The organism is Exiguobacterium sp. S22-S28, assembly GCF_043359615.1.
GTDB lineage: Bacteria > Bacillota > Bacilli > Exiguobacteriales > Exiguobacteriaceae > Exiguobacterium_A.
Map to the genome: position 1 here is coordinate 104,466 of NZ_JBHFFC010000030.1, position 21,080 is coordinate 125,545.

General features: G+C 48.3%; 21 protein-coding genes, 1 tRNA gene and 1 pseudogene. 3 read left to right on the plus strand and 20 right to left on the minus strand.

Annotated elements, in window-relative coordinates:
- Position 1: 1 nt before the first annotated feature.
- The 5 genes from ACHA8N_RS13440 to ACHA8N_RS13460 form a co-directional block, all read right to left on the minus strand.
- Positions 2-1,480, minus strand: a complete 1,479-nt coding sequence (locus ACHA8N_RS13440; RefSeq protein WP_393966001.1) for a sugar ABC transporter ATP-binding protein — start codon at positions 1,478-1,480, stop codon at positions 2-4.
- Positions 1,481-1,494: 14 nt separating this feature from the next.
- A complete protein-coding gene (gene rbsD / locus ACHA8N_RS13445) occupies positions 1,495-1,884 on the minus strand; it encodes a D-ribose pyranase (RefSeq protein WP_393966002.1) in 390 nt (129 codons plus the stop codon).
- The gene (gene rbsK / locus ACHA8N_RS13450; RefSeq protein ID WP_393966003.1) at positions 1,881-2,759 is read right to left on the minus strand and encodes a ribokinase; all 879 of its coding nucleotides are present in this window, start codon (positions 2,757-2,759) and stop codon (positions 1,881-1,883) included. The genes rbsD and rbsK overlap by 4 nt, the downstream gene beginning before the upstream one ends.
- Positions 2,756-3,736, minus strand: coding sequence for a LacI family DNA-binding transcriptional regulator (locus ACHA8N_RS13455; RefSeq protein ID WP_214766224.1), 981 nt, complete (start codon positions 3,734-3,736; stop codon positions 2,756-2,758). The genes rbsK and ACHA8N_RS13455 overlap by 4 nt, the downstream gene beginning before the upstream one ends.
- A 159-nt stretch (positions 3,737-3,895) precedes the next feature.
- Positions 3,896-4,228 (minus strand): hypothetical protein, encoded by a 333-nt coding sequence (locus ACHA8N_RS13460; RefSeq protein WP_393966004.1) that lies wholly within the window; start codon positions 4,226-4,228, stop codon positions 3,896-3,898.
- 553 nt (positions 4,229-4,781) lie between these two features.
- Here ACHA8N_RS13460 and ACHA8N_RS13465 point away from each other — a divergent pair.
- On the plus strand, positions 4,782-5,102 hold the full coding sequence (locus ACHA8N_RS13465) for a hypothetical protein (protein WP_026832178.1): 321 nt from the start codon (positions 4,782-4,784) through the stop codon (positions 5,100-5,102).
- A gap of 498 nt (positions 5,103-5,600) precedes the next feature.
- Here ACHA8N_RS13465 and ACHA8N_RS13470 read toward each other — a convergent pair whose 3' ends face one another.
- The 10 genes from ACHA8N_RS13470 to ACHA8N_RS13515 all read right to left on the minus strand — a co-directional run bounded on the left by ACHA8N_RS13470 (position 5,601) and on the right by ACHA8N_RS13515 (position 15,714).
- A complete protein-coding gene (locus ACHA8N_RS13470) occupies positions 5,601-5,852 on the minus strand; it encodes a hypothetical protein (protein ID WP_147510494.1) in 252 nt (83 codons plus the stop codon).
- A gap of 18 nt (positions 5,853-5,870) precedes the next feature.
- The gene (locus tag ACHA8N_RS13475; RefSeq protein ID WP_026832176.1) at positions 5,871-6,773 is read right to left on the minus strand and encodes an acyl-ACP desaturase; all 903 of its coding nucleotides are present in this window, start codon (positions 6,771-6,773) and stop codon (positions 5,871-5,873) included.
- Between the two features lie 323 nt (positions 6,774-7,096).
- Positions 7,097-8,389 (minus strand): phosphopyruvate hydratase, encoded by a 1,293-nt coding sequence (gene eno, locus ACHA8N_RS13480; protein WP_026827587.1) that lies wholly within the window; start codon positions 8,387-8,389, stop codon positions 7,097-7,099.
- Positions 8,390-8,462: 73 nt separating this feature from the next.
- The gene (gene gpmI / locus ACHA8N_RS13485) at positions 8,463-10,010 is read right to left on the minus strand and encodes a 2,3-bisphosphoglycerate-independent phosphoglycerate mutase (RefSeq protein WP_147510493.1); all 1,548 of its coding nucleotides are present in this window, start codon (positions 10,008-10,010) and stop codon (positions 8,463-8,465) included.
- Positions 10,011-10,763, minus strand: a complete 753-nt coding sequence (gene tpiA / locus ACHA8N_RS13490; protein ID WP_393966005.1) for a triose-phosphate isomerase — start codon at positions 10,761-10,763, stop codon at positions 10,011-10,013. It abuts the gene before it with no gap.
- 27 nt (positions 10,764-10,790) lie between these two features.
- Positions 10,791-11,975 carry a phosphoglycerate kinase gene (locus ACHA8N_RS13495; RefSeq protein WP_393966006.1) on the minus strand — a complete coding sequence of 395 codons (1,185 nt, stop codon included), beginning with the start codon at positions 11,973-11,975 and terminating at the stop codon, positions 10,791-10,793.
- A gap of 123 nt (positions 11,976-12,098) precedes the next feature.
- Positions 12,099-13,106 (minus strand): type I glyceraldehyde-3-phosphate dehydrogenase, encoded by a 1,008-nt coding sequence (gap, locus tag ACHA8N_RS13500; protein WP_393966007.1) that lies wholly within the window; start codon positions 13,104-13,106, stop codon positions 12,099-12,101.
- Positions 13,107-13,159: 53 nt separating this feature from the next.
- Entirely contained in the window at positions 13,160-14,188 is a 1,029-nt protein-coding gene (locus ACHA8N_RS13505) for a sugar-binding transcriptional regulator (protein WP_393966008.1), read from the minus strand.
- A gap of 114 nt (positions 14,189-14,302) precedes the next feature.
- The gene (locus ACHA8N_RS13510; protein WP_393966009.1) at positions 14,303-14,563 is read right to left on the minus strand and encodes a glutaredoxin family protein; all 261 of its coding nucleotides are present in this window, start codon (positions 14,561-14,563) and stop codon (positions 14,303-14,305) included.
- Entirely contained in the window at positions 14,563-15,714 is a 1,152-nt protein-coding gene (locus tag ACHA8N_RS13515) for an RNA polymerase factor sigma-54 (RefSeq protein ID WP_393966010.1), read from the minus strand. Before ACHA8N_RS13515 ends, ACHA8N_RS13510 begins: the two co-directional genes overlap by 1 nt.
- A 168-nt stretch (positions 15,715-15,882) precedes the next feature.
- Here ACHA8N_RS13515 and ACHA8N_RS13520 point away from each other — a divergent pair.
- Positions 15,883-15,958 (plus strand) — tRNA-Arg (locus ACHA8N_RS13520).
- A 177-nt stretch (positions 15,959-16,135) separates the two neighbouring features.
- Positions 16,136-16,723: pseudogene (gene clpP, locus ACHA8N_RS13525) on the plus strand (ATP-dependent Clp endopeptidase proteolytic subunit ClpP); the annotation flags it as partial.
- A 116-nt stretch (positions 16,724-16,839) separates the two neighbouring features.
- Here clpP and ACHA8N_RS13530 read toward each other — a convergent pair.
- The 5 genes from ACHA8N_RS13530 to trxB all read right to left on the minus strand — a co-directional run bounded on the left by ACHA8N_RS13530 (position 16,840) and on the right by trxB (position 21,052).
- Positions 16,840-17,076, minus strand: coding sequence for a hypothetical protein (locus tag ACHA8N_RS13530; RefSeq protein WP_012371268.1), 237 nt, complete (start codon positions 17,074-17,076; stop codon positions 16,840-16,842).
- Positions 17,077-17,157: 81 nt separating this feature from the next.
- Positions 17,158-18,114: a DNA-binding protein WhiA gene (whiA, locus tag ACHA8N_RS13535; RefSeq protein ID WP_147510486.1), complete on the minus strand. Its 957-nt coding sequence runs from the start codon at positions 18,112-18,114 to the stop codon at positions 17,158-17,160.
- The gene (locus ACHA8N_RS13540; RefSeq protein ID WP_147510485.1) at positions 18,111-19,109 is read right to left on the minus strand and encodes a gluconeogenesis factor YvcK family protein; all 999 of its coding nucleotides are present in this window, start codon (positions 19,107-19,109) and stop codon (positions 18,111-18,113) included. The genes whiA and ACHA8N_RS13540 overlap by 4 nt, the downstream gene beginning before the upstream one ends.
- Entirely contained in the window at positions 19,109-19,978 is an 870-nt protein-coding gene (rapZ, locus tag ACHA8N_RS13545) for an RNase adapter RapZ (RefSeq protein ID WP_147510484.1), read from the minus strand. Before rapZ ends, ACHA8N_RS13540 begins: the two co-directional genes overlap by 1 nt.
- Before the next feature lie 111 nt (positions 19,979-20,089).
- A complete protein-coding gene (gene trxB / locus ACHA8N_RS13550) occupies positions 20,090-21,052 on the minus strand; it encodes a thioredoxin-disulfide reductase (protein ID WP_147510483.1) in 963 nt (320 codons plus the stop codon).
- Positions 21,053-21,080: the final 28 nt, after the last annotated feature.

Genomic DNA, 21,080 nt, shown 5'->3' on the forward strand with positions numbered 1-21,080 from the left:
GTCATTGTCCTCCTGTCGCAAGCATCATGATACTCTCTTGCGTTGCCTCTTCTTGATTGAGCATGCCGCTCATTTGCCCTTCACGCATTACATAGACGCGGTCGCTCATGCCGAGGATTTCCGGCAGATCAGAACTGATCATGATGATTGCGACACCCGATGCGGCCAGTTCGTTCATAATCATATAAATCTCTTTTTTCGCCCCGACGTCGACACCGCGTGTCGGTTCGTCGAGAATCAGGACATCCGGTTTTGTTCCGAGCCATTTCGCGAGGACGACCTTTTGCTGGTTCCCGCCGGACAATGACTTCGCCGGTTGATCCATCGAGCTGTGCCGGACAGATAACGACTTGAGATAGCCTTCCGCGAACTGCCGCTCCGATTGATCGGAGATGACACCGGACTTCGATAACGACCGGATTGTCGGCAAGGAGATGTTTTCCCGGAGTGAAAAGTCGAGGAACAAGCCTTCACCTTTCCGGTCTTCCGTCAAGAAGCCAAGTCCCTGTTTGATCGCATCGTGCGGTGATTTGATTTTGATGACGTTGCCGTTTAAGCTGATCGTCCCTGCTTTCAGCCGGTCGACTCCGAACAAGCCACGCATGACTTCCGTTCGTCCGGCGCCCATCAAGCCGGAAAAGCCGACGATTTCCCCGGCCCGGACCGAGAACGAGACATCTTCAAACCGTTTGCCGGTTGCTCCGGTGACTTCAAGGACCGTCTGACCGAGTGTCACTTGACGCTCCGGATACCGTTCGCCCATCTCGCGTCCGACCATTTCGCGGACAATCTGTTCAAACGAAGTCTCAGCAATCCGGTGGGTCGAGACCGAGACACCATCGCGTAAAACGGTGATCCGGTCGCACAGTTCAAAGATTTCTTCCATCCGGTGCGAGATATAGACGATCGAGACCCCCTGCGCCCGCAGTGCCGTCGCGACACTGAACAAGGCGCGGATTTCACGTTCCGTTAAAGCGGCCGTCGGTTCATCCATGATGATGACCTTCGCGTCCGTCATCAACGCTTTCGCAATTTCAATCATCTGCTGTTGTCCGACCGATAACGTCCGGGCGAGCTGATTGACGTCCATGAAGACGTTCAGTTCCGCCAGTTCACGTTCGGCGAGCCGTTTCATCTCTGCTTGCTTCAAAATGCCGAAGCGGGATTTCAGTTCCCGTCCGAGAAACAGATTTTCCGTGACCGTTAAGTCCGGTAAGATGTTCAGCTCCTGGTGGATAAAAGCGATTCCCGCTTCTTCCGCCAGTTTCGGATTTTTATACTGTTGTTCCACGCCGTCAATTTGAATCGTTCCTTCATCGGCTTTATGGACACCGGTCAGAATCTTCATCAAGGTCGATTTTCCGGCTCCGTTTTCACCCATCAAGGCATGAATCTCACCGGTCGCGAGAGTGAAGTCGACTCCCTTCAAGACGGGAACGGGACCAAACGCTTTTGTGATACCTGTCATCTCAATTTGCATCGTACTTCCTCCCCTTAAAAAATGACGCCGGCGTGTAAGATGACGTTCGCATACGGTGTCGCTTCACCCGTCCGGATGATGACTTTCGCCTGCTTCGTCAATTCCTTGAATGCTTCGTGCGACACATAGTCTTGCGGTACGTCGAGCTTCGTCACAGCCTCGAGCGCAACCGGATTGGCCTCTTTGATTTCCGACGCCAGTGTTACCTGTTCAACCGCCATGTCGTCTGCAACGATCCGGACGACATCCACGAACGATGGTGTCCCGAGTTCAATTGCCAAATCGATCCGCTCTACGCCTGCCGGAATCGGCAGACCGCAATCGGCGATGACGATCATGTCTGTATGACCAAGATCCGTTAAGACCTTACTGATGTGGCTGTTTAAAATCCCGTGTCGTTTCATGCTTCGACCTCCATCTGTTCCCGTGTCGGCATTCCGCCTTGTGCTCCGAGGGCGCGGACGGACATGCCGGCTGCCTTGTTGGCAAAGCGAATCGCTTCCGTCAATGATGTTCCTTCCGTCAAGCTGACCGCGAGTGCCCCGTTGAATGTATCACCGGCACCTGTCGTATCGATGACGTCCGTCTTGATGGCTGGAACCGTCACAATCGCATCCCCGTCGTAGAAACGGGCCCCGCGACTGCCTTCTGTCACAATCAATTTATTCGGATACTGGCTTAACCAATGTTCCAGTGACTGCTGTTGTCCGAAAATCAAGCTGCATTCATGTTCGTTTGGTGTCAGGTACGTCACGTCTTCCAGCAACTCGTCGTCAAGAACGATGGCTGGCGCCGGATTCAAGACGACAGGAATACCATGTGTCTTGCCGTAACGCGCCACCTGTTTGACCGTTTCCAGTGGAATTTCGAGTTGTAACAAAATCATGTCCGTCTGACCGAGCAAACTGTCGAGCTGTGCCTCGTCATAGACGACGGCTAAGTTCGCCGACTGGACGACGACGATTGAATTATCGCCTTCTGCCAGCGTAATGTGCGCCGTCCCCGTCCGTTCGTTCGCGATCGTCTGTAGATGCGTCGTTCCGACCTGCTCCGTTTCGAAGTTCTGGCGGATCGCGACGCCGTTTGCATCGTCGCCGACACAGCCGACCATTTCGACGTTGCCGCCGAGCCGGGCGATCGCGACTGCTTGGTTGGCACCTTTGCCTCCCGGTACCGTATGGAAGGCGGATCCGATGACCGTTTCCCCTGCTGACGGACGACGATCGCTTTCGACGACCAAGTCCATCGAGATACTTCCGACTACACTGATTTGTTTCATGACTGTTCACCCTTCCGCTTCGTCGTTTCTCGTTCGATGACTTCGACCATCAATTCATGATGGACGGCCGCAATCTCTTTTCCTTCAATTCGTTGAATCAATAACTTTGCTGCCAGTTCGCCCATCTGATAAATCGGCTGGGCAATTGTCGTAAGTGGTGGTGAAATCATCTGCCCGAGTTCAATTCCGTCATAGCCGATGATCTGTAACTGGTCTGGAATCGCGATTCCCCGCTCAGCTGCGACTTGAATCGTCGCTGCGGCGATGACATCGTTTGCCGCAAAAATCCCGTTACAGTCGTAATGGTCAAATAAGTAGTTCGCCGCCCCGAGTGCACCTTGGAAATGAAACGGCGACTCGATGCTTGCGACCAAATGTTTACCTGCGATTTCTTCGAATCCGTCACGCCGCTTGCGGATGGTCGGTAATTTTGAAGGACCGCTGATGACGACGAGTTCGGTTGCCCCGTGATCGAGTAAGAACTGCGCTGCTTTTTTTCCGCCGTCATGACCATTTGATGTGACCGTCGGGATTGCTCCTTGCAGGACACGGTCGAGGGCGACAACCGGCACTTCGAGTTTTTCGTAGTTCGGATTGTTCGAATAGTTCGTCGTAATGATCAACCCGTCGACATGCATCGCTTCGAGTGACTGAATATATTCTTGTTCTTTCTGAAACTGTTCGTCTGTGTTACACAAAATCACCTGAAATCCGTGCTGATGTGCCATATCTTCCACAGCCCGTGCGAGTTGCGGGAAAAAAGGATTGGTGATGTCAGGGACGATCAAACCAATCAGACCAGATCGTTTTTGGAACAACGACCGGGCGACCCGGTTCGGTCGGTAGTCGAGCTGCTTAATTGCTTGCAGGACTGCCGTTCTTGCTTTTTCGCTGACATATCCCTTCTCATTCATGACACGTGAGACGGTCGCAACGGAGACATTGGCCACTTTCGCTACTTCCCGGATGGTCGACATGTTCGCCACCTCTTTCTTTTGATAACGCTTACAATATGTATCATATTGTGTAACCGGTTACACATCAATCCTTTTTACGAAAATATATTTTATTTATTTTTTTCAGACAGACGAAAAAGTCCGATCAAACGTGTGACGACAACGTTTGTGCGGACTTCTTTAGCGATTGGGATGGCGTTTTTGATACAACCGGCGAAACAAGGAAACGAGAAATGCTAAAATTGCGAGCGGCTCTAGTAAGTAAATCAACAGGAACGTAATGTCGATGACCGCATCTTCCGGGTTATACCGCAGAATATAGATGGCTCCCGGTAGGAGCGCAATTAGACCTGTGATGCCAAGGACCGTTCCGAGAATCATGCTTTGACGTGAAAAGCGACTCGTAATCTGATACAGACCGATAAAGAAAATCAATTCCGTAAAATAAATGATCCGTAGTTGAATCTCGTCGATCGCGGGGTCCATACCGAGAAATAGATAACGAAACAGCATGTCACTCCCCCCTTCTTTCATTCTCTACCCCGATCGCGCTACTCTTAATGCACGGATTCCAGTTTATCTGCATATCCTATCTGACTTTAGGGAATAGCTTGATATTGACACTACCACGATTAAAACCGTGGGATTCTGAAGTGCTTGTGCGAGCGCAGTCCATTTCTGTTTGGCTCAAGCCTTCAGATGAGGGTGTGCCATCACCCCTCCTGAGACAGACCGTATAGGTTCTCAGGCTGATGGACTGTTACCATCCACCACAGGTCGTTGCAGGTGTGTCCACCTGATGTTTTAGCGTCTTTTGCGTGACGACAGGCATCGTTTTACCGGTCACATGTTTTCGTGACCGAACCGTATACGATTTTCAAGGGGCGATGGACACAGGCGTTTTAGAGACTTGTACTTGTCTGTGGGATAGATATACCCGAACGTCGGATGTGAAAACATCCGAACTCACTTTCATTCCATGCCTAAAGGCGGGCTATGCCCGATATGGGCTTTCCCGTTCGTAAAATCTGTAACAGCTACTTAAAGAAAGTTGGGGGTCCGACCGATGAAAGAAGAACATTCGATGAAGGTCGTCAGTTGCTTAAACGACTTTTTTCAACGCAACGAACAACCACTTCAGGTCGACTTACTACGCGGTCTTCCTCCAGTCGTTTTATTGTTAAAAGATGAAGCCAAACGTTCCTTCGCAGCGGAAGCGAACTTGCACGATGAATTACTCAGCGATATCAAACGTCTCGTCCAGGAGTGTCTCGATCCGCAAACTTTACGTGAACTCGATATCGATGTCGACTTACCCGAGTTCTTTGTCACGCGTGCTCCGCTCTATTCTGCCCATCATTACCTCGTCACGTTTATCGAGGATTGATTTTAAGGAGTACAATTCCATTTTGATACTACGGGATTCGACAAGACGTCGGGTCTCGTTTTTTGTGTCTGTAAAAAACATTCATTCGCTCGCTTTTCTAGGGCGGAACGCGAGCCGCGGATTTCTTTCAGATCTCCGGGTCTCGCCTGTTCCTGACGGAAGCATTGCTTCCTTTTCCCTTAGAAGTCGAGCGATGGATGTTTTACTGCTTTCCAATGAAACTGTTATCACGCGTTTCACGCGACTCCTACAGGAAAAAGCGCAAGCCTGCTTGCGCTGTCAGAGACAAACAAGACCCGATTGTCTGCCTCAATGAGGCAGACAAACTGGCTTGTGTCTCGCCTGAGGAAAGCGCGTGAAAAAAAGCGTGATTCCTAAAAAACTACATGATCTAATACCGAGCGAAACGAGCGAACGGCTAGTTTTATCAAGCCACACTTAACGCAAAAAAACAGCCTCCCGCCAAGCGGAAGACTGTCGACTTAGTCCGTAGATTGCTTACTTAATTTCAACTTCAAGAATAGCTTCGATTTCTGCCTCGACTTCTTTATTCACCATCTGCGAACGTTTTTTTCTTAATTCAAGATCCATTTCCTGATCGATGAACTCGTTCGTATGCTTGTCAAAACAGCTGTAACAAATCGGATAAAAGTCTTTTTCTTCTGTCTTCAACGAATTGAATTCCCACGTGTTCAGTTCCAAATAACTGACTTGGTTATTCGTTTCTTTTCCGCATATTTCACACGTCATTTTTTAGTGCTCCCTTCTTTATGCATCAATCTTTGTTTTTGCTGATTGACGGTCCTTGATGCGTTTCAAACGCCCGTGATATTTCATAATGTTCGCTTGTGATTGTTTGGCCTCTTCGCTCGTAGGTTGCAAGTTCTCAATATCCCAGTATTTCACCACGACATCTAATACCTGGTCAAAGTATTGGAGGGGTCCGTAATTCGTATCCACTGCGATGGTCTTCATACGCTCGGTAAAGTCCGGCATGATCGCACCCGGCATCGAGAAATTGATGATGACATCTTCAAAGAACACGATAAAGTTCGGATCGAGCTCAAGGTGCGCTTTCACCGTGTCGCGGTAGAACGCATAGTGAAGGGCTTCATCTTTTGCCAAACGGCGGAGCAGTGTCGCCAAGTCTTTGTCATGCGCTCCTGCCACTCTCGCTACGTTGTTATAGAAAACGAGTGTCGCAAGCTCTTGCAACGACGTGTAGGCCATGGTTGCTAAAGGATTCGTGAAGTCCGGGAACCAGCCGCTTTCAACGACGCGTCTTCTTAATTGATGCAAGCGTGTCGGATTGACGTTTCGTGTCACGAGTAAATACGTTTCCAGTAAGCTCGAGTGCTGGTCTTCTTCCGCCGTCCACGTGCGGACGAAATCATTGATGACTTCCATCGAGTTTTTGAATGTGTAATCCAAATGCGACGTATACCAAGGTAAGTTCACTTCTGTCAGTAATGCCGTTTCGACTGCAACGATGACACCTTCCGGAAGCGTGACTTGACTCTCCTCCCAAGGCACCCGTTTAAACGACATCGCCTTGTCCCATGGAATGAATTCGTGATAGCTCCAATCAATATTGGCTGAACGCTCCTTATGTAGTCGGTACAATTCTTTAATGCGTGGTTCTAAACGTATATCTAAATCTGAATTTAACATGATCATTTCTCCTTTAGATGTTTTTTGAACCTTCACTCGTTCAAATGTAGTTAAGCCCTATAATGATTGTGCTTAAACTTATTTATAACTATAACATTTTAATGACCAGGTAGTAAAAGAAAGGTCCTGTAAATTTGATTTTTTTAACGGTGAGAACTAAGTCGGCTAATTGTGATCAATCGAAACCGGCGTTTTGCATTTTGGAGTGAACTCGTCTTCTATTACTGAATCCATCATCAATACAAAAAACCTCCTATTCGTATGAATAGGAGGCGTTGGCTGTACAGCGAGTGTACAACACACTTTAAATCATCAACCTGGAATTACTTCTTGAGGTTGTAGAATGATTTGATTCCGTCGTAGACAGCAACATCTGAAAGCATGTCTTCGATGCGGAGAAGTTGGTTGTATTTCGCGATACGGTCTGTACGTGAAAGTGAACCCGTTTTGATTTGACCAGCATTTGTCGCAACAGCGATGTCAGCGATTGTTGAATCTTCTGTTTCACCAGAACGGTGAGAAACGACTGCTGTGTAACCAGCTTTTTTCGCCATTTCGATTGCGTCGAATGTTTCAGTCAACGTACCGATTTGGTTAACTTTGATGAGGATCGAGTTCGCGATGCCTTTTTCGATACCTTCAGCAAGTTTCTCTGTGTTCGTTACGAACAAGTCATCACCGACGAGTTGGACTTTGTGTCCGATACGATCTGTAAGGAGTTTGTGGCCATCCCAGTCGTTTTCGTCACAGCCATCTTCGATTGAGATGATTGGGTATTTGTCAACGAGTTGTGCGTAGAATTCAACAAGCTCAGCTGTTGTGAGGACTTTGCCTTCGCCAGCGAGGTTGTATGTTCCAGCTGCTTTGTCGTAGAACTCAGAAGAAGCGACGTCCATTGCAAGGTAAACATCTTCGCCTGCTTTGTAGCCAGCTTTTTCGATTGCTTCAAGGATAACTGTGATTGCTTCTTCGTTTGATTTCAAGTTTGGAGCGAATCCACCCTCGTCACCAACTGCTGTGTTAAGACCCATTCCGCTAAGAACTGATTTCAACGCGTGGAAGATTTCAGCACCCATACGAAGTGCTTCTTTGAATGTTGGAGCTCCAACAGGCATGATCATGAACTCTTGGAAGTCAACGTTGTTGTCAGCGTGTGATCCACCGTTGATGATGTTCATCATTGGAGTTGGAAGTGTTTTCGCGTTGAATCCACCGAGGTACGTGTAAAGTGGAAGACCAAGCTCATCTGCAGCAGCACGTGCAGCAGCCATAGAAACACCAAGGATTGCGTTAGCGCCGAAGTTACCTTTGTTTTTCGTACCGTCGAGGTCGATCATCTTTTTGTCGATTCCTGCTTGGTCGAAGACATCGTAGCCGATGATTTCAGGTGCGATTTTTTCGTTGACGTTGTCAACAGCTTTTAAGACACCTTTACCGAGGTAACGTGATTTGTCGCCATCGCGAAGCTCAACTGCTTCGTGCTCACCAGTTGATGCGCCTGATGGGACGAGTGCGCGACCAAAACCGCCGTCTTCTGTATAAACTTCTACTTCTACTGTTGGGTTACCGCGTGAATCAAGAATCTCGCGTGCATAAATCTCTGTAATCATTGACATTTAAATTCGCTCCTTTTTGTTTGAGAAAGATTAGTTTTTAATGAGACAATGACAAGTCCATCGATTGACGGGATTATTTCTTTACTACAATCGATTTTCCGGTCATTTCTGCCGGTTGATCTGCTCCGAGTAAATCGAGAACAGTTGGTGCCAAGTCTGCCAGTACGCCAGTCAATGGCTCAAGGAGTTCGACGTCCTCGACCGTGACGATACATGGAACAGGTTCTGTCGTGTGCGCCGTCATCTTGCTGCCATCGGCATTGAGGACTTTGTCCGCGTTTCCGTGGTCGGCTGTGATGATGGCTGCGCCACCTTTACTGAGAATCAAGTCAACGACTTGACCGAGACATTTATCCACCGCTTCGATTGCCTTCTTCGTCGGCTCGAGCATACCCGAGTGACCGACCATATCGGGATTTGCGAAGTTGAGGATGATCGCGTCATGTTTGTCCGAGTTGATTGCGTCAACGAGTGCTTCTGTTACTTCATAGACACTCATTTCCGGTTTCAAGTCGTATGTCGCGACTTTCGGAGATGGGATCAGAATCCGATCTTCTCCTTCGTACGGCTCTTCACGTTGACCGTTAAAGAAGAACGTGACGTGCGGGTACTTTTCAGTTTCCGCAATCCGTAATTGTTTAAGGCCTTGTTTTGATAACGTTTCACCGAGTGTGTTTTTGATATCTTCCGGTGGGAAGACGATGTCCGTATCAATCGCATCCGAGTACTTCGTCATGGAGACGAGCAGCAGGTTCTTCGGTGCGTTGTCCGGCAATTCAAAACCGGTGAAGCCTGTTTTTTCTTTATACGTCTTGGCGAGCTGAATCGCACGGTCCGGACGATAGTTGAAGAACATGATCGCATCGTTATCGTGGATCGGTGCTACTGGAGTACCGTCTTCCTGCACGACTACCGTTGGTTCAATGAACTCATCTGTAACGTCTGTTTTGTACGAAGCTTCGACCATCGCGATTGGGTCTTTTGTTGTCGGACCGTCTGCGAACGTGATGACGTCATAGACTTTCTTGACGCGTTCCCAGCGGTTGTCGCGGTCCATCGCATAATAACGACCAGAGACACTTGCGAATTGACCGACGTTTAACTCGTCCATCTTCGCTTGTGCATCACGGAGGAAACCGGCTCCTGATTGTGGATCACAATCGCGGCCATCCGTGAAGGCATGGAGATAGACTTTTTCGATTTCGTGAAGTTTCGCGAATTCAAGCACCGCATACAAGTGGTTGATGTGACTGTGGATCCCACCGTCAGAGACCAAACCGAAGATATGAAGGGCTGAACCGTATTTCTTCACGTGACCTGCCGCATCGTTCATCGCTTGACGCGAGAAGAACGAGCGATCCTTAATGGCATTGTTGATTCGGGATAGCGATTGATAGACGACGCGACCTGCTCCGATGTTCAAATGACCCACTTCTGAGTTCCCCATTTGTCCTTCAGGCAAACCAACGTATTCTCCTTGCGCATTCAACAATGTATGGGGGTAGTGTCCCCAGTAACGGTCGAAGTTCGGTTTGTTTGCTGCCGTGACAGCATTTCCGAACTCCTCGTCACGCATACCGAAACCATCAAGGATGATCAGTGCGACTGGACGTTTTTTCATTTAAATCGCCTCCAACAGTTTGAGGAACGATCCTGTCTCAAGACTTGCGCCACCAACTAAAGCACCGTCGATGTCAGGTTGAGCCATGTATTCTTTGATGTTGTCCGGTTTGACACTGCCGCCGTACTGGATGCGGACTGCTTCTGCAGCTTCCGTACCGAATTCAGCTGCGATGACATCGCGAACGAATTTACAAGAATCTTGTGCATCTTGTTCTGTTGCTGATTTTCCTGTTCCGATTGCCCAGACAGGCTCATACGCGACAACAAGGTTTTTGACTTGATCAACTGTTAAGCCTTTCAAGCTGTTTGTTGTTTGCTCACGGATCACTGATTCGAATTTTCCGCCTTCGCGTTCTTCGAGTGTTTCACCGACACAAACGATTGGCACGATACCATGTTCAAATGCTTTTTTCGTTTTGCTGTTGATGAACGCATCTGTTTCTCCGAAATACTCACGACGTTCTGAGTGACCGAGGACGACGTATGTTACGCCAAGTTCTTTGAGCATCACTGGACTGATTTCACCTGTGAATGCGCCGCTCTCTTGGTCGTACATGTTTTGAGCGCCGATTTTCAGGTCCGTTCCAGCTGTCGCTTCTGTCAAGTGTGCAAGGAATACAGACGGTGCACAGACAGCCGCGTCGACTTTCGAAGAAACGGGTACAGTTCCTTTGACTTCCTCAGCGAATGCCACAGCATCCTTGAGGGTAAGATTCATTTTCCAGTTACCTGCGATAATTGGTTTACGCATTGAAAACACTCCCTTGTGAACTTTAGATTACTTGTCGTTAAGCGCTTCGACACCTGGAAGAGCTTTTCCTTCCATGAACTCGAGGCTTGCGCCGCCACCCGTTGAAATGTGACTCATTTTATCTGCAAGACCAAACTTCTCAGCCGCTGCAGCAGAATCTCCACCACCGATGATCGAGTATGCATCGCTGTCAGCTAATGCTTGAGCGACACCTTTTGTTCCGTTTGCATATTTATCAAGTTCGAACACACCCATTGGTCCGTTCCAGACAACGAGTTTCGAAGCCTTGATTGCTTCTGCATACAGTTCTACCGTTTTTGGACCGATATCGAGTGACATGTGATCCGCTGGGATACTGTCGATGTCGCGTGGTCCAACATATGTTTCTTCGCCGAATTCCTTCGTGATGACACAGTCAACCGGCATCAAGAACTTCACACCTTTGTCTTCTGCTTTTTTCATGAATTCCTTCGCCTGTTCGATTTTGTCGACTTCAAGAAGTGACGTACCGACTTCATAACCTTGAGCTTTGAGGAATGTATAAGATAATCCTCCGCCGATGATCAACGTGTCGACGATATCAAGCAAGTGATCGATGACGCCGATTTTGTCAGCGACTTTCGAACCACCGATGATCGCTGTAAACGGACGATCCGGGTTTGAGAGAGCTTTACCGAGAACTTGAAGTTCTTTTTCGATCAACAATCCTGCTACAGCAGTCTCGACATGATGGGCGATTCCTTCTGTAGAAGCGTGCGCACGGTGAGCTGCACCAAATGCGTCGTTGACGAAAACGTCTGCAAGTTTCGCAAAACCTTCTGCGAGTTCAGGGTCGTTTTTCGTTTCGCCTGGGTAGAAACGAACATTTTCAAGAACGATGACATCGCCTTCTTCAAGCTTGCTGACCGCTTCTTCAGCGACCGGACCGTATGCTTCTTCAACGAGCTTGATTTCTTTACCAAGCAGTTCGCTGAGGCGTGCTACGACTGGTGCAAGTGAGAATTCAGGGTTCTTCTCGCCTTTTGGACGTCCCATGTGGCTTGCGAGAATGACTTTGGCTCCACCGTCAACCAAGTGTTTGATTGTCGGAAGGGCAGCACGGATGCGTGTATCATCTGTGATTTTGCCGTCTTCTAGCGGTACGTTGAAGTCCACACGTGTAAACACGCGTTTTCCTTTTACATCGATATCGCGAATTGATTTCTTATTCATACATTCGTCCTCCGTCTCATACGTATAGTGAGGGGCTAATGCGCCCCTCCAGACTTTTTTCCGCAATAAGAGCGGAGACTGTATCGTTTCCGCTCTTATTCAATTGCTATTTAATTGCTCGAATTACTTAGCGATTTCTGCGAAGTGTTTGAGTGTGCGAATGAGCTGGCTAGTGTAAGACATTTCGTTGTCGTACCAAGCAACTGTTTTAACGAGTTGTTTGTCGCCGACTGTAACGACTTTCGTTTGTGTTGCATCGAAGAGTGATCCGTAAGAGATACCAACGATGTCAGAAGAAACGATTTCGTCTTCAGTGTAACCGTAAGATTCGTTAGCTGCTGCTTTCATCGCTGCGTTAACTTCTTCAACTGTTACTTTTTTCTCAAGAACTGTTGTGAGCTCAGTGAGTGAACCTGTAGCGACTGGTACACGTTGTGCAGATCCGTCAAGTTTACCTTGAAGTTCTGGAAGTACGAGACCGATTGCTTTAGCAGCACCAGTTGAGTTAGGAACGATGTTAGCTGCCGCTGCACGTGCACGACGGAAGTCACCTTTAGGGTGTGGAGCGTCGAGTGTGTTTTGGTCGCCAGTGTAAGCGTGGATTGTTGTCATGAGACCTTCAACGATTCCGTACTGATCTTGAAGAACTTTAGCCATAGGCGCGAGACAGTTCGTAGTACATGAAGCACCAGAGATAACTGTTTCAGTTCCGTCAAGGATTTCGTGGTTCGTGTTGAAGACAACTGTTTTCATGTCGCCAGTAGCAGGTGCTGAGATAACGACTTTTTTAGCTCCAGCTTTCAAGTGAAGCTCAGCTTTTTCTTTGTCTGTGAAGAAACCAGTACATTCGAGAACGATGTCAACACCGAGCTCGCCCCATGGGAGTTCTTCTGGGTTGCGGTTAGCAAGTGTTTTGATTTCTTTACCGTTGACGAGGAAGTAACCATCGTGTACTTCAACTTCGCCGTCGAAACGACCTTGAGTCGTATCATATTTCAAGAGGTGTGCAAGCATTTTAGTGTCTGTAAGGTCATTGATTGCGACTACTTCGATTCCGTCAAACTGAAGAATTTGACGAAGTGCCAAACGTCCGATACGTCCAAATCCATTAATACCAACTTTTACTGCCATGATAATTTTCCTCCTTTTAATGTAAAGCGAGTTATCTATTATTCAAAAGGGGGCTACCCTTTCAAAATCGTTGTTGCTGCCCCTTCATCCGTAATGAGGATGATGTCCGGGGACTGTTTGACATACGCATTGATGGCTTCTGCTTTGGAATTTCCGCCCGCGACGACGATGACGTGTTCGACTTGTTTCAAGTCGTCGAGTTGAAGACCTACCGTCTTCACCCGGTGCACGATTTTTCCGTCCCGATCGAAGTAATATCCAAACGCTTCCGCGACTGCGTGCTCGGTTTCGAGCTGTTCCAGTAACTCCGTTGAAGCACGACGACGTTTTGCCATCGTTTTTGCCTCACCAATTCCATGTACCACGATTGACGCATCTCTAATCATTTGTAACACATTTTTTATGCTCGGCTCTTCCACCATCTTGACAAACGTTTCCTTACTGACCATGTCCGGGATGTGCAACAAGTGATAATCACTTTGTGCACGAGACGCCATCCGTGAGCAGACTGTGTTCGCTTGTAATTCCAGTGTTTCGCCTAAACCGCCACGTGCCGGTACAAAGGTCATCGGACGATTTTCCTTATCGGGCGACATCATCGCCGCGACGGAAGCCATCGTCGTTCCTCCCGTGACTGCAATCGTGTTGTGTACAGATGAAGAAAGTTCTCGTTTCAAACGTGCGACGGTCGCACGTCCCATATCGCGTTGTACCCAAAATGTCTGATCCGAGTCACCCGGTACGATGACGACATCCCGTACGCCTAGTTTTTCCTTCAAGGCTTTTGCCATATCGGAAATACCGGCCAGTTCTGCCATCACGCTGTGCATACTCCGTAAAACGGTCCGTCCTTCATCCGTTAAAGACATTCCCTGTGTCGCCACTTCGAGCAATCCCTGCTCTTTTAGGAAGTCCACTTCCCGGCGTAACACCCGTTCCGTCAAGCCAAGGCTTGTCGCAAGTGTCCGTCGGCCAATCGGCTGCATGAGCCGGACATAATGAAGTATGTCGTAACGTGTCTGCATTTCTTCGATCAGATCAGGCACGATTCGTTTTTGGATCTGTACTAACTGCCGAATCATGTATTCCCGCTCCTCTCAAGTTGCTGGACACTTTACGTCCCGCGTGTCGTATCTTGTCCCACTTGGTACACCCTCACTATAACAGCCTGCGTTCGAGGTTTCAAGCCTCGCCCTTTAACTTTTTTCAAGTAAGCGGTTTCTTAGTGTATCTGTCTCAAATTTGCCATAACTCCAAATTTCAGACTGATGCATGACGACTGGAATTTCATATAAAAACCGTAAGCTGAGCGCTGCATCTTCTTCAATGTTGATTTCTTCGAACGTCCAATCGGGAAATTCATCCAGTACGAAATCAAGTAAGACGGCGGCTTCCTCACATAGCGTACAACCCGGACGTGAATACAGTGTTAAGGTCTTGTGTTCTTTTGTTTGCATCAGTCTTTCGCCTCTCGTTGCTTCAAAATATCGGACCGGGTCAAGTCAAGACTCGCCCGGTACTTCGCGACCGTCCGTCGTGCGACACGGATGCCGTCCGCTTCCAGACGCTCTGTAATTTGCTGATCCGACAACGGTGTCACCGTTTCCCGAATCAGTTGCGCGATCCGGACCTTGATCAAAAAACTCGACGTCCCGTCCTTCGTGCGGGAGACAAAAAAGTTTTCGAGACCGAGTGTCCCGTGGATCGTCCGAACCGTTTTGTGCGCAATCGCCCGACCAACCGTCGACGGATGATGTCCGGTTTGTTCCGCGATTTCCTTTTTCGTGAGCGGTTCAAGATGAAGTTCGCCTTGAAACCATCTCGCCTGCCGTTTCATGATGGCATCTAAGATCGCCTGTAACGTGACACGTCGCCGTTCGTAGGCGTTTAAAAAAGGTTTTGCTTCTTCTAGATTCGTCCACGCTGCGTCGAGCGGTAAATCATACCACTCCACTTGAAGTTGACCTTCAATCATCCGAACTTCCGCTTCCGGCATCGTAACGGTATTCGTTTCCGGTAACAGCGGAGTCTTCGGCAACCGATTGATCTGTTGTTTGATGCGTCGCCGTTCTTCCTCATCGTCAATCCGGTCTAAGACGTGTTGAAGTGACAGGCCGTCCGCGAGTTCTCCCATTCGGTCCATCAGTTCGGTGTCTTCGAGCTCCATGGCATGCAACAGCCGACACTCCGTCTCCGAACGTGCCGCGATACCGGTCGGCTCGCATCGTTGAAGAAGTTGCCGGGCCTGCTTGATCAGCGTGGCTTCACTTTTTAAACTAGTGGCAAGTTGTGCATCCGTCGTTCTGAGTAATCCATCCGCATCTAAGTACATGATGAGTTGTTCCGCCATATATCTTATTTCCTGTCTGACCGATTCTAAACGTATTTGCTTCAGAAGATCGGCTTCAAACGACTCGATCCGGTCCGCCACCTGCTCAAGATCCGGATGAATCGTTTTTCTTCCATTATGTTTGTACGGCGTGGCGCGTCGAATGATTCGATAGAGATGTTCCTCAAGCTCCGTCCGTGATTCTTCAAGGACCGCCAGTTGAAACAAATGCGACGCTGACATGACGAGACGCTGTGTCTGTTCCTGCTTCTGTTCCATCCCTTCACCTTCCATCTCTCAGACTTAATCGGTACCTGTTCCTAGTATAATCGACCGGTGCGTTCTTATCCGGATTCAAGCCATCTGTAAAAAAACAAGAATTTTCACAATCTAGTATTGCTTTCCTGAAAAAATGTCGGTATACTATTAATTGTTCAGTAAAAACATGCACCCGTAGCTCAGGGGATAGAGCACTGGTTTCCGGTACCAGGTGTCGGGAGTTCAAATCTCTCCGGGTGTACCATACTTGAATCTACAGGCAATGCCGTTATCGGTGTTGCCTTTTTTCTATACTGATATGTTTAGTGACATCCGTTTCAGGAAAAATACATAAAACCTACAGCGTATCTTTTGACCAATATTGACCAAAGGATTATGATAAGGACAAGTCGAATATGAGTTACATACCAACCATAAGGAGGCAAAGACTATGTTAATTCCAACAGTCATCGAACAAACCAACCGCGGGGAACGTGCTTACGATATCTACTCGCGTTTACTGAAAGACCGCATCATCCTTCTCGGGAGCGCGATTGACGACAACGTCGCCAACTCAGTCGTTGCCCAGTTGCTGTTCCTAGCAGCGGAAGATCCAGATAAGGAAATTTCGCTTTACATCAACAGCCCGGGTGGTTCAATCACAGCGGGAATGGCGATTTACGATACGATGAACTTCATCAAACCACAAGTTTCAACGATTTGTATCGGAATGGCTGCTTCAATGGGTGCGTTCTTGCTTCAAGCCGGCGCTAAAGGAAAACGTTTTGCGCTTCCGAACGCTGAAATCATGATCCATCAACCACTCGGTGGTACACAAGGTCAAGCATCGGATATCAAAATCCATGCAGAACGCATCATCAAAATGCGTGAACACCTTAACAAAATCATGGCTGAAAACACAGGACAACCCCTTGAAGTCATCGAGCGTGATACAGAGCGCGATAACTTCATGTCTGCTCAAGCAGCAGCCGATTACGGTTTAATCGACCGTGTCATGGAACGTGCATAATTTTCATTCATCCGTCTTCGCTGATTGCGAAGGCGGTTTTTTTGTGCCGTCAAAAAAAGACCTCTGTCCCTTGCGTCTCTTCTCTCGAAACAGACGCGGACAGAGGTCCTGATTCATTAGTCGATCAAATCTGTGATATCAGAAACGATATCGTGGTTTTCGCGAATCAATGTGTAAATTCCGTTCGCATGCGGTGAAAGTTCTTCTTCCGCTTGTAACTGTTTCAAGAATAACGATGTTGCAAATGCGACGAGCGTACTTTTGGGTACACCAATCGTTTTTGCTTTTTTCGTCAAGACTTCATCAAACTTCGCGTCTACTGTCAGCGAAATACGTTTTTTCTCATTAGCCATTTCAAAAACTCCTTAATTCGAACATTTAGTTGCACCGACTATATATTATAGTAGACTATGCTTCATCTCGCAAGTGACTCCCTACAGAGCCCCCGTCATCGACTCTCCGTTACGGATTTTATCCGCGATTTGATCAATCTTGCGCAATCGATGATTGATCCCGGATTTTGAGATGGAACCACTTTCAACCATCTCACCTAACTCTTGTAATGTCACGTCTTGATGGGTCACACGCAAAACGGCGATTTCTTTCAGTTTGTCCGGCAAAACATCAAGTCCGACCGTTCGTTCAAGAAACTTGATGTTCTCGACCTGGCGCAGCGCGGCTCCGACCGTCTTGTTGAGATTCGCCGTCTCGCAGTTGACGAGTCGGTTGACCGAATTCCGCATATCTTTTAAAATCCGGACATCTTCGAACCGCAACATCGAGTATGTCGCTCCGACGAGTTTAAGAAAATCAGAAATCTTCTCACTCTCTTTAATGTAAAGAATATGCCCTTTTTTCCGCTCGATCGCTTTCGCATTTAAATCAAATTGATTCGTCAGGCTTCGTAATGCTGCATTGTGTTCTTCATACAGACTGAAGATTTCAAGATGATACGACGAAGTTGCCGGATTATTTAACGATCCGCCGGCTAAAAAGGCACCGCGCAGATAGGCGCGGGCACGGCGTTCATCGTGCAGAATCGAATCACTGATTGATCGGATCATCGTAAACCCTTCGCCTAAAATCCCGAGATCCTGCAGAATTTTATCCGCTTGTTGTTTGACACGGACGATGTAGACATTATTTTTCTTCAGGCGCATTTTCTTTCGGACCAATAAATCCAGATGGACCGCGTAAGCACGTTTGAGCAATGAGTAGATCCGGCGGGCAATCGACGCATTTTCCGTTGAGATATCAAGCGTCAATCCGCGTCCGAGACCAAACGAAATCGCTCCGTTCATGCGTGCTAAAGCAGCAAGCTCCGCCTTCATCTCATGATCGGTGATCGCGATCTGGGTTAGTTCTTTTTTGACTTCCGATGCAAAACTCACGTCAGTTCCTCCTCTCCTTCGAATTGACGGACTCGACGGATCGACAGCACCTTTCGCATGACCAAACTTGCCACCGCATCTGAATCGTGGCGGATGAAGTGATGGTTATAATCGACGATATCGTCCGCGAGCACTTCAATTCCTGCTTCTTCAAAACTTGATTCATCATATGTCACGATGTCGGCATGATCCTTTTGATACTTACGGAGATAGCTGACATCGATTGATTCGTTATTAACGATGATCGTATCAATCACGCCTTTGCCGAGGAATCGTTCGAGGACATTCAAGTGATCGTTTGCTGTGAACGCCGTCGTTTCTCCCGGTTGGGTCATGACATTGCAAATATAGACGACCGGTGCCAGAGCTTGTTTGATTGCATCCCGGATTTCTTCGATTAAGACGTTCGGAATGATACTCGTATAAAGACTGCCCGGTCCAAGGACGATGACATCGGCGTCGAGAATCGCTTGAATCGCTTCCGGAACCGGACGGACGTTTTCTTCTTCGAGGAAAATCCGCTCGATGACTTTGCCGACTTTCGGAATCAGGGACTCGCCTTTAACGATCGATCCGTCCTCAAACTCGGCACATAACGTAATCGTCCGCTCCGTCGCCGGATAGACTTTCCCTTCCGCATTCAAGAGCTGTCCCATGACACCAATCGCTTCGACGAACGAACCGTTACAAAGCTGGGTCGCAGCCGTCAGCATCAAGTTACCGAGCGAGTGACCATGCAACCCTTCTCCCGTCTCAAACCGGTACTGCATGATCCGGTCCATCAACGTCTCGGACTTCGAGAGCGAGACGATGACGTTTCGGATATCGCCCGGCGGCAACATATTGAATTCCGTCCGCAGACGACCCGAACTGCCCCCGTCGTCGGCGACCGTAACGATGGCCGTGATATCAAGCGGATAGTGTTTGAGTCCGCGCAAAAGAGTCGATAGGCCCGTTCCTCCGCCGATGGCGACGACTTTTCGTTCCCATTTCATCACTTTTCCTCCTTCGCATGGACATAATCCCGGTGGTTCGTCACGACATGGTATTGGTTCTTGAACTCTTTGCTGATCGCTTCCGCAAATGTAATCGAACGGTGTTTTCCGCCTGTACAGCCAAGCGCAATGACGAGTTGCGATTTTCCTTCCCGCTCATACTGCGGAATCAGGAATTCGAGCAGATCGACGAGCTTTTTGTAAAACAGCTTCGCTTCCGGCCATTGCATGACATATGACGAGACTTCGAGATCAAGTCCGGTCTTCGGACGAAGTTCCGGAATGTAAAACGGATTTGGCAGGAAACGCAGGTCAAACACAAGATCTGCATCGAGCGGCAGACCATGCTTAAATCCAAACGACATCACGTTGACGGTGAACGGAATCCGTTCGCCGGCCGTAAACTCTTTTAAAATCCGTTCTTTTAAGACGAGCGGCTTGATATCACTCGTATCCATCAACAACTGGGCTTTATCACGGAATCCTTCGAGCAATGTCCGTTCCCGCTCAATTCCGATCAGCGGTGACGCCGTCGGAGCAAGCGGGTGCGAACGGCGGGATTCTTTGTACCGGCGGACAAGCACTTCGTTACGGGCATCGAGATACAGCATCCGAATTTGCAGATTTGTCTTCTTCAGGTCTTCATAAACGACAAAAAAACTGTCAATGAAATCACGAGCTCGTGTATCGATGGCGACGGCGATTTTCGGACGCACCTGCCCAATCACTTCAATCAATTGTGGCAGCAGCGTCGGCGGTAAATTGTCGACACAAAAATAACCTAAGTCTTCAAAGCTATTCATCGCGACCGTTTTTCCGGCGCCGCTCATTCCTGTAATGATGACCAGTTGCGGTTGATTCTGTTCCATCTCTTCGCCCTCCAGACAACAGTTCCGTGTGTATTTTTCACTCTCGTTTCAGTATAACATAAAAAAAGAGCCAGCTTGATGGAAGTGCCTCCAACCAAGCTGGTTCCCAAATTAGACTTGTGATGATGCTTGCAGTTCTTCGAGCAAGGCTTCGATGTAGTGTTGCGCGTTTTGTGCCGCAATCGAACCATCGTTTGTTGCTGTGACGACTTGACGAAGTGTTTTCTCACGAACGTCTCCGGCTGCAAAAATGCCTTTGATGTTCGTTTCCATGCCTTCATTCGTCACGACGTATCCTTGATCGTTTAAGATACCGAGATCTTGAACATAACCTGTGATCGGGTTCATCCCGATGTAGATGAAGACACCATCAATTGGATATGTCGTCGTTGCTGCTGTTTTCGTATTGATCAATTCGATACCGCCGACTTTACCGTTCTCTTCATTGATCTGTTTAACCGTATGGTTCCAGATGAAGTCGATTTTCGGGTTGTCGAATGCTCGTTTTTGGAGAATTTTTTGTGCGCGTAATTCTTCGCGACGGTGAACAATCGTGACTTTTTTCGCGAATCGTGTCAGGTAGACCCCTTCTTCGACCGCTGAGTCGCCGCCGCCGATGACGAACAATTCTTTTTCTTTAAAGAAGGCGCCGTCACAGACCGCACAGTACGATACACCACGTCCGCCGAGTTCTTCTTCGCCCGGAACGCCGATTTTCTTATACTGTGCACCCGAAGCGATGATGATCGCACGTGCGTAATAATCTTTGTTGTGTGCGTGGATCGTTTTGTAAGCAGGACCGTCTTCGATGCTGCGGACGTCACCGTACGCATATTCCGCTCCGAATGCTTTGGAGTGATCAAACATCTTTTGTGAAAGATCCGGTCCGAGAATGCTGTCATATCCCGGATAGTTTTCGATGTCTTCCGTGTTGGCCATCTGGCCGCCCGGAATACCGCGTTCGATCATTAAAGTTGAAAGATTGGCACGTGATGCGTAAAGTGCTGCTGTCATACCGGCAGGACCCGCACCAATAATGATGACGTCATATATTTTCTGTTCTGTTTCTGTCATGATTCCACCCCATCTGTATTTTCGTTGT

Excerpts from the sequence above, each read along its gene's own strand:
- ACHA8N_RS13440 (WP_393966001.1), bottom strand. The coding sequence starts at position 1,480 with ATGCAAATTGAGATGACAGGTATCACAAAAGCGTTTGGTCCCGTTCCC.
- rbsD (WP_393966002.1), bottom strand. The coding sequence starts at position 1,884 with ATGAAACGACACGGGATTTTAAACAGCCACATCAGTAAGGTCTTAACG.
- rbsK (WP_393966003.1), bottom strand. The coding sequence starts at position 2,759 with ATGAAACAAATCAGTGTAGTCGGAAGTATCTCGATGGACTTGGTCGTC.
- ACHA8N_RS13455 (WP_214766224.1), bottom strand. The coding sequence starts at position 3,736 with ATGTCGACCATCCGGGAAGTAGCGAAAGTGGCCAATGTCTCCGTTGCG.
- ACHA8N_RS13460 (WP_393966004.1), bottom strand. The coding sequence starts at position 4,228 with ATGCTGTTTCGTTATCTATTTCTCGGTATGGACCCCGCGATCGACGAG.
- ACHA8N_RS13465 (WP_026832178.1), top strand. The coding sequence starts at position 4,782 with ATGAAAGAAGAACATTCGATGAAGGTCGTCAGTTGCTTAAACGACTTT.
- ACHA8N_RS13470 (WP_147510494.1), bottom strand. The coding sequence starts at position 5,852 with ATGACGTGTGAAATATGCGGAAAAGAAACGAATAACCAAGTCAGTTAT.
- ACHA8N_RS13475 (WP_026832176.1), bottom strand. The coding sequence starts at position 6,773 with ATGTTAAATTCAGATTTAGATATACGTTTAGAACCACGCATTAAAGAA.
- eno (WP_026827587.1), bottom strand. The coding sequence starts at position 8,389 with ATGTCAATGATTACAGAGATTTATGCACGCGAGATTCTTGATTCACGC.
- gpmI (WP_147510493.1), bottom strand. The coding sequence starts at position 10,010 with ATGAAAAAACGTCCAGTCGCACTGATCATCCTTGATGGTTTCGGTATG.
- tpiA (WP_393966005.1), bottom strand. The coding sequence starts at position 10,763 with ATGCGTAAACCAATTATCGCAGGTAACTGGAAAATGAATCTTACCCTC.
- ACHA8N_RS13495 (WP_393966006.1), bottom strand. The coding sequence starts at position 11,975 with ATGAATAAGAAATCAATTCGCGATATCGATGTAAAAGGAAAACGCGTG.
- gap (WP_393966007.1), bottom strand. The coding sequence starts at position 13,106 with ATGGCAGTAAAAGTTGGTATTAATGGATTTGGACGTATCGGACGTTTG.
- ACHA8N_RS13505 (WP_393966008.1), bottom strand. The coding sequence starts at position 14,188 with ATGATTCGGCAGTTAGTACAGATCCAAAAACGAATCGTGCCTGATCTG.
- ACHA8N_RS13510 (WP_393966009.1), bottom strand. The coding sequence starts at position 14,563 with ATGCAAACAAAAGAACACAAGACCTTAACACTGTATTCACGTCCGGGT.
- ACHA8N_RS13515 (WP_393966010.1), bottom strand. The coding sequence starts at position 15,714 with ATGGAACAGAAGCAGGAACAGACACAGCGTCTCGTCATGTCAGCGTCG.
- ACHA8N_RS13530 (WP_012371268.1), bottom strand. The coding sequence starts at position 17,076 with ATGGCTAATGAGAAAAAACGTATTTCGCTGACAGTAGACGCGAAGTTT.
- ACHA8N_RS13540 (WP_147510485.1), bottom strand. The coding sequence starts at position 19,109 with ATGAAATGGGAACGAAAAGTCGTCGCCATCGGCGGAGGAACGGGCCTA.
- rapZ (WP_147510484.1), bottom strand. The coding sequence starts at position 19,978 with ATGGAACAGAATCAACCGCAACTGGTCATCATTACAGGAATGAGCGGC.
- trxB (WP_147510483.1), bottom strand. The coding sequence starts at position 21,052 with ATGACAGAAACAGAACAGAAAATATATGACGTCATCATTATTGGTGCG.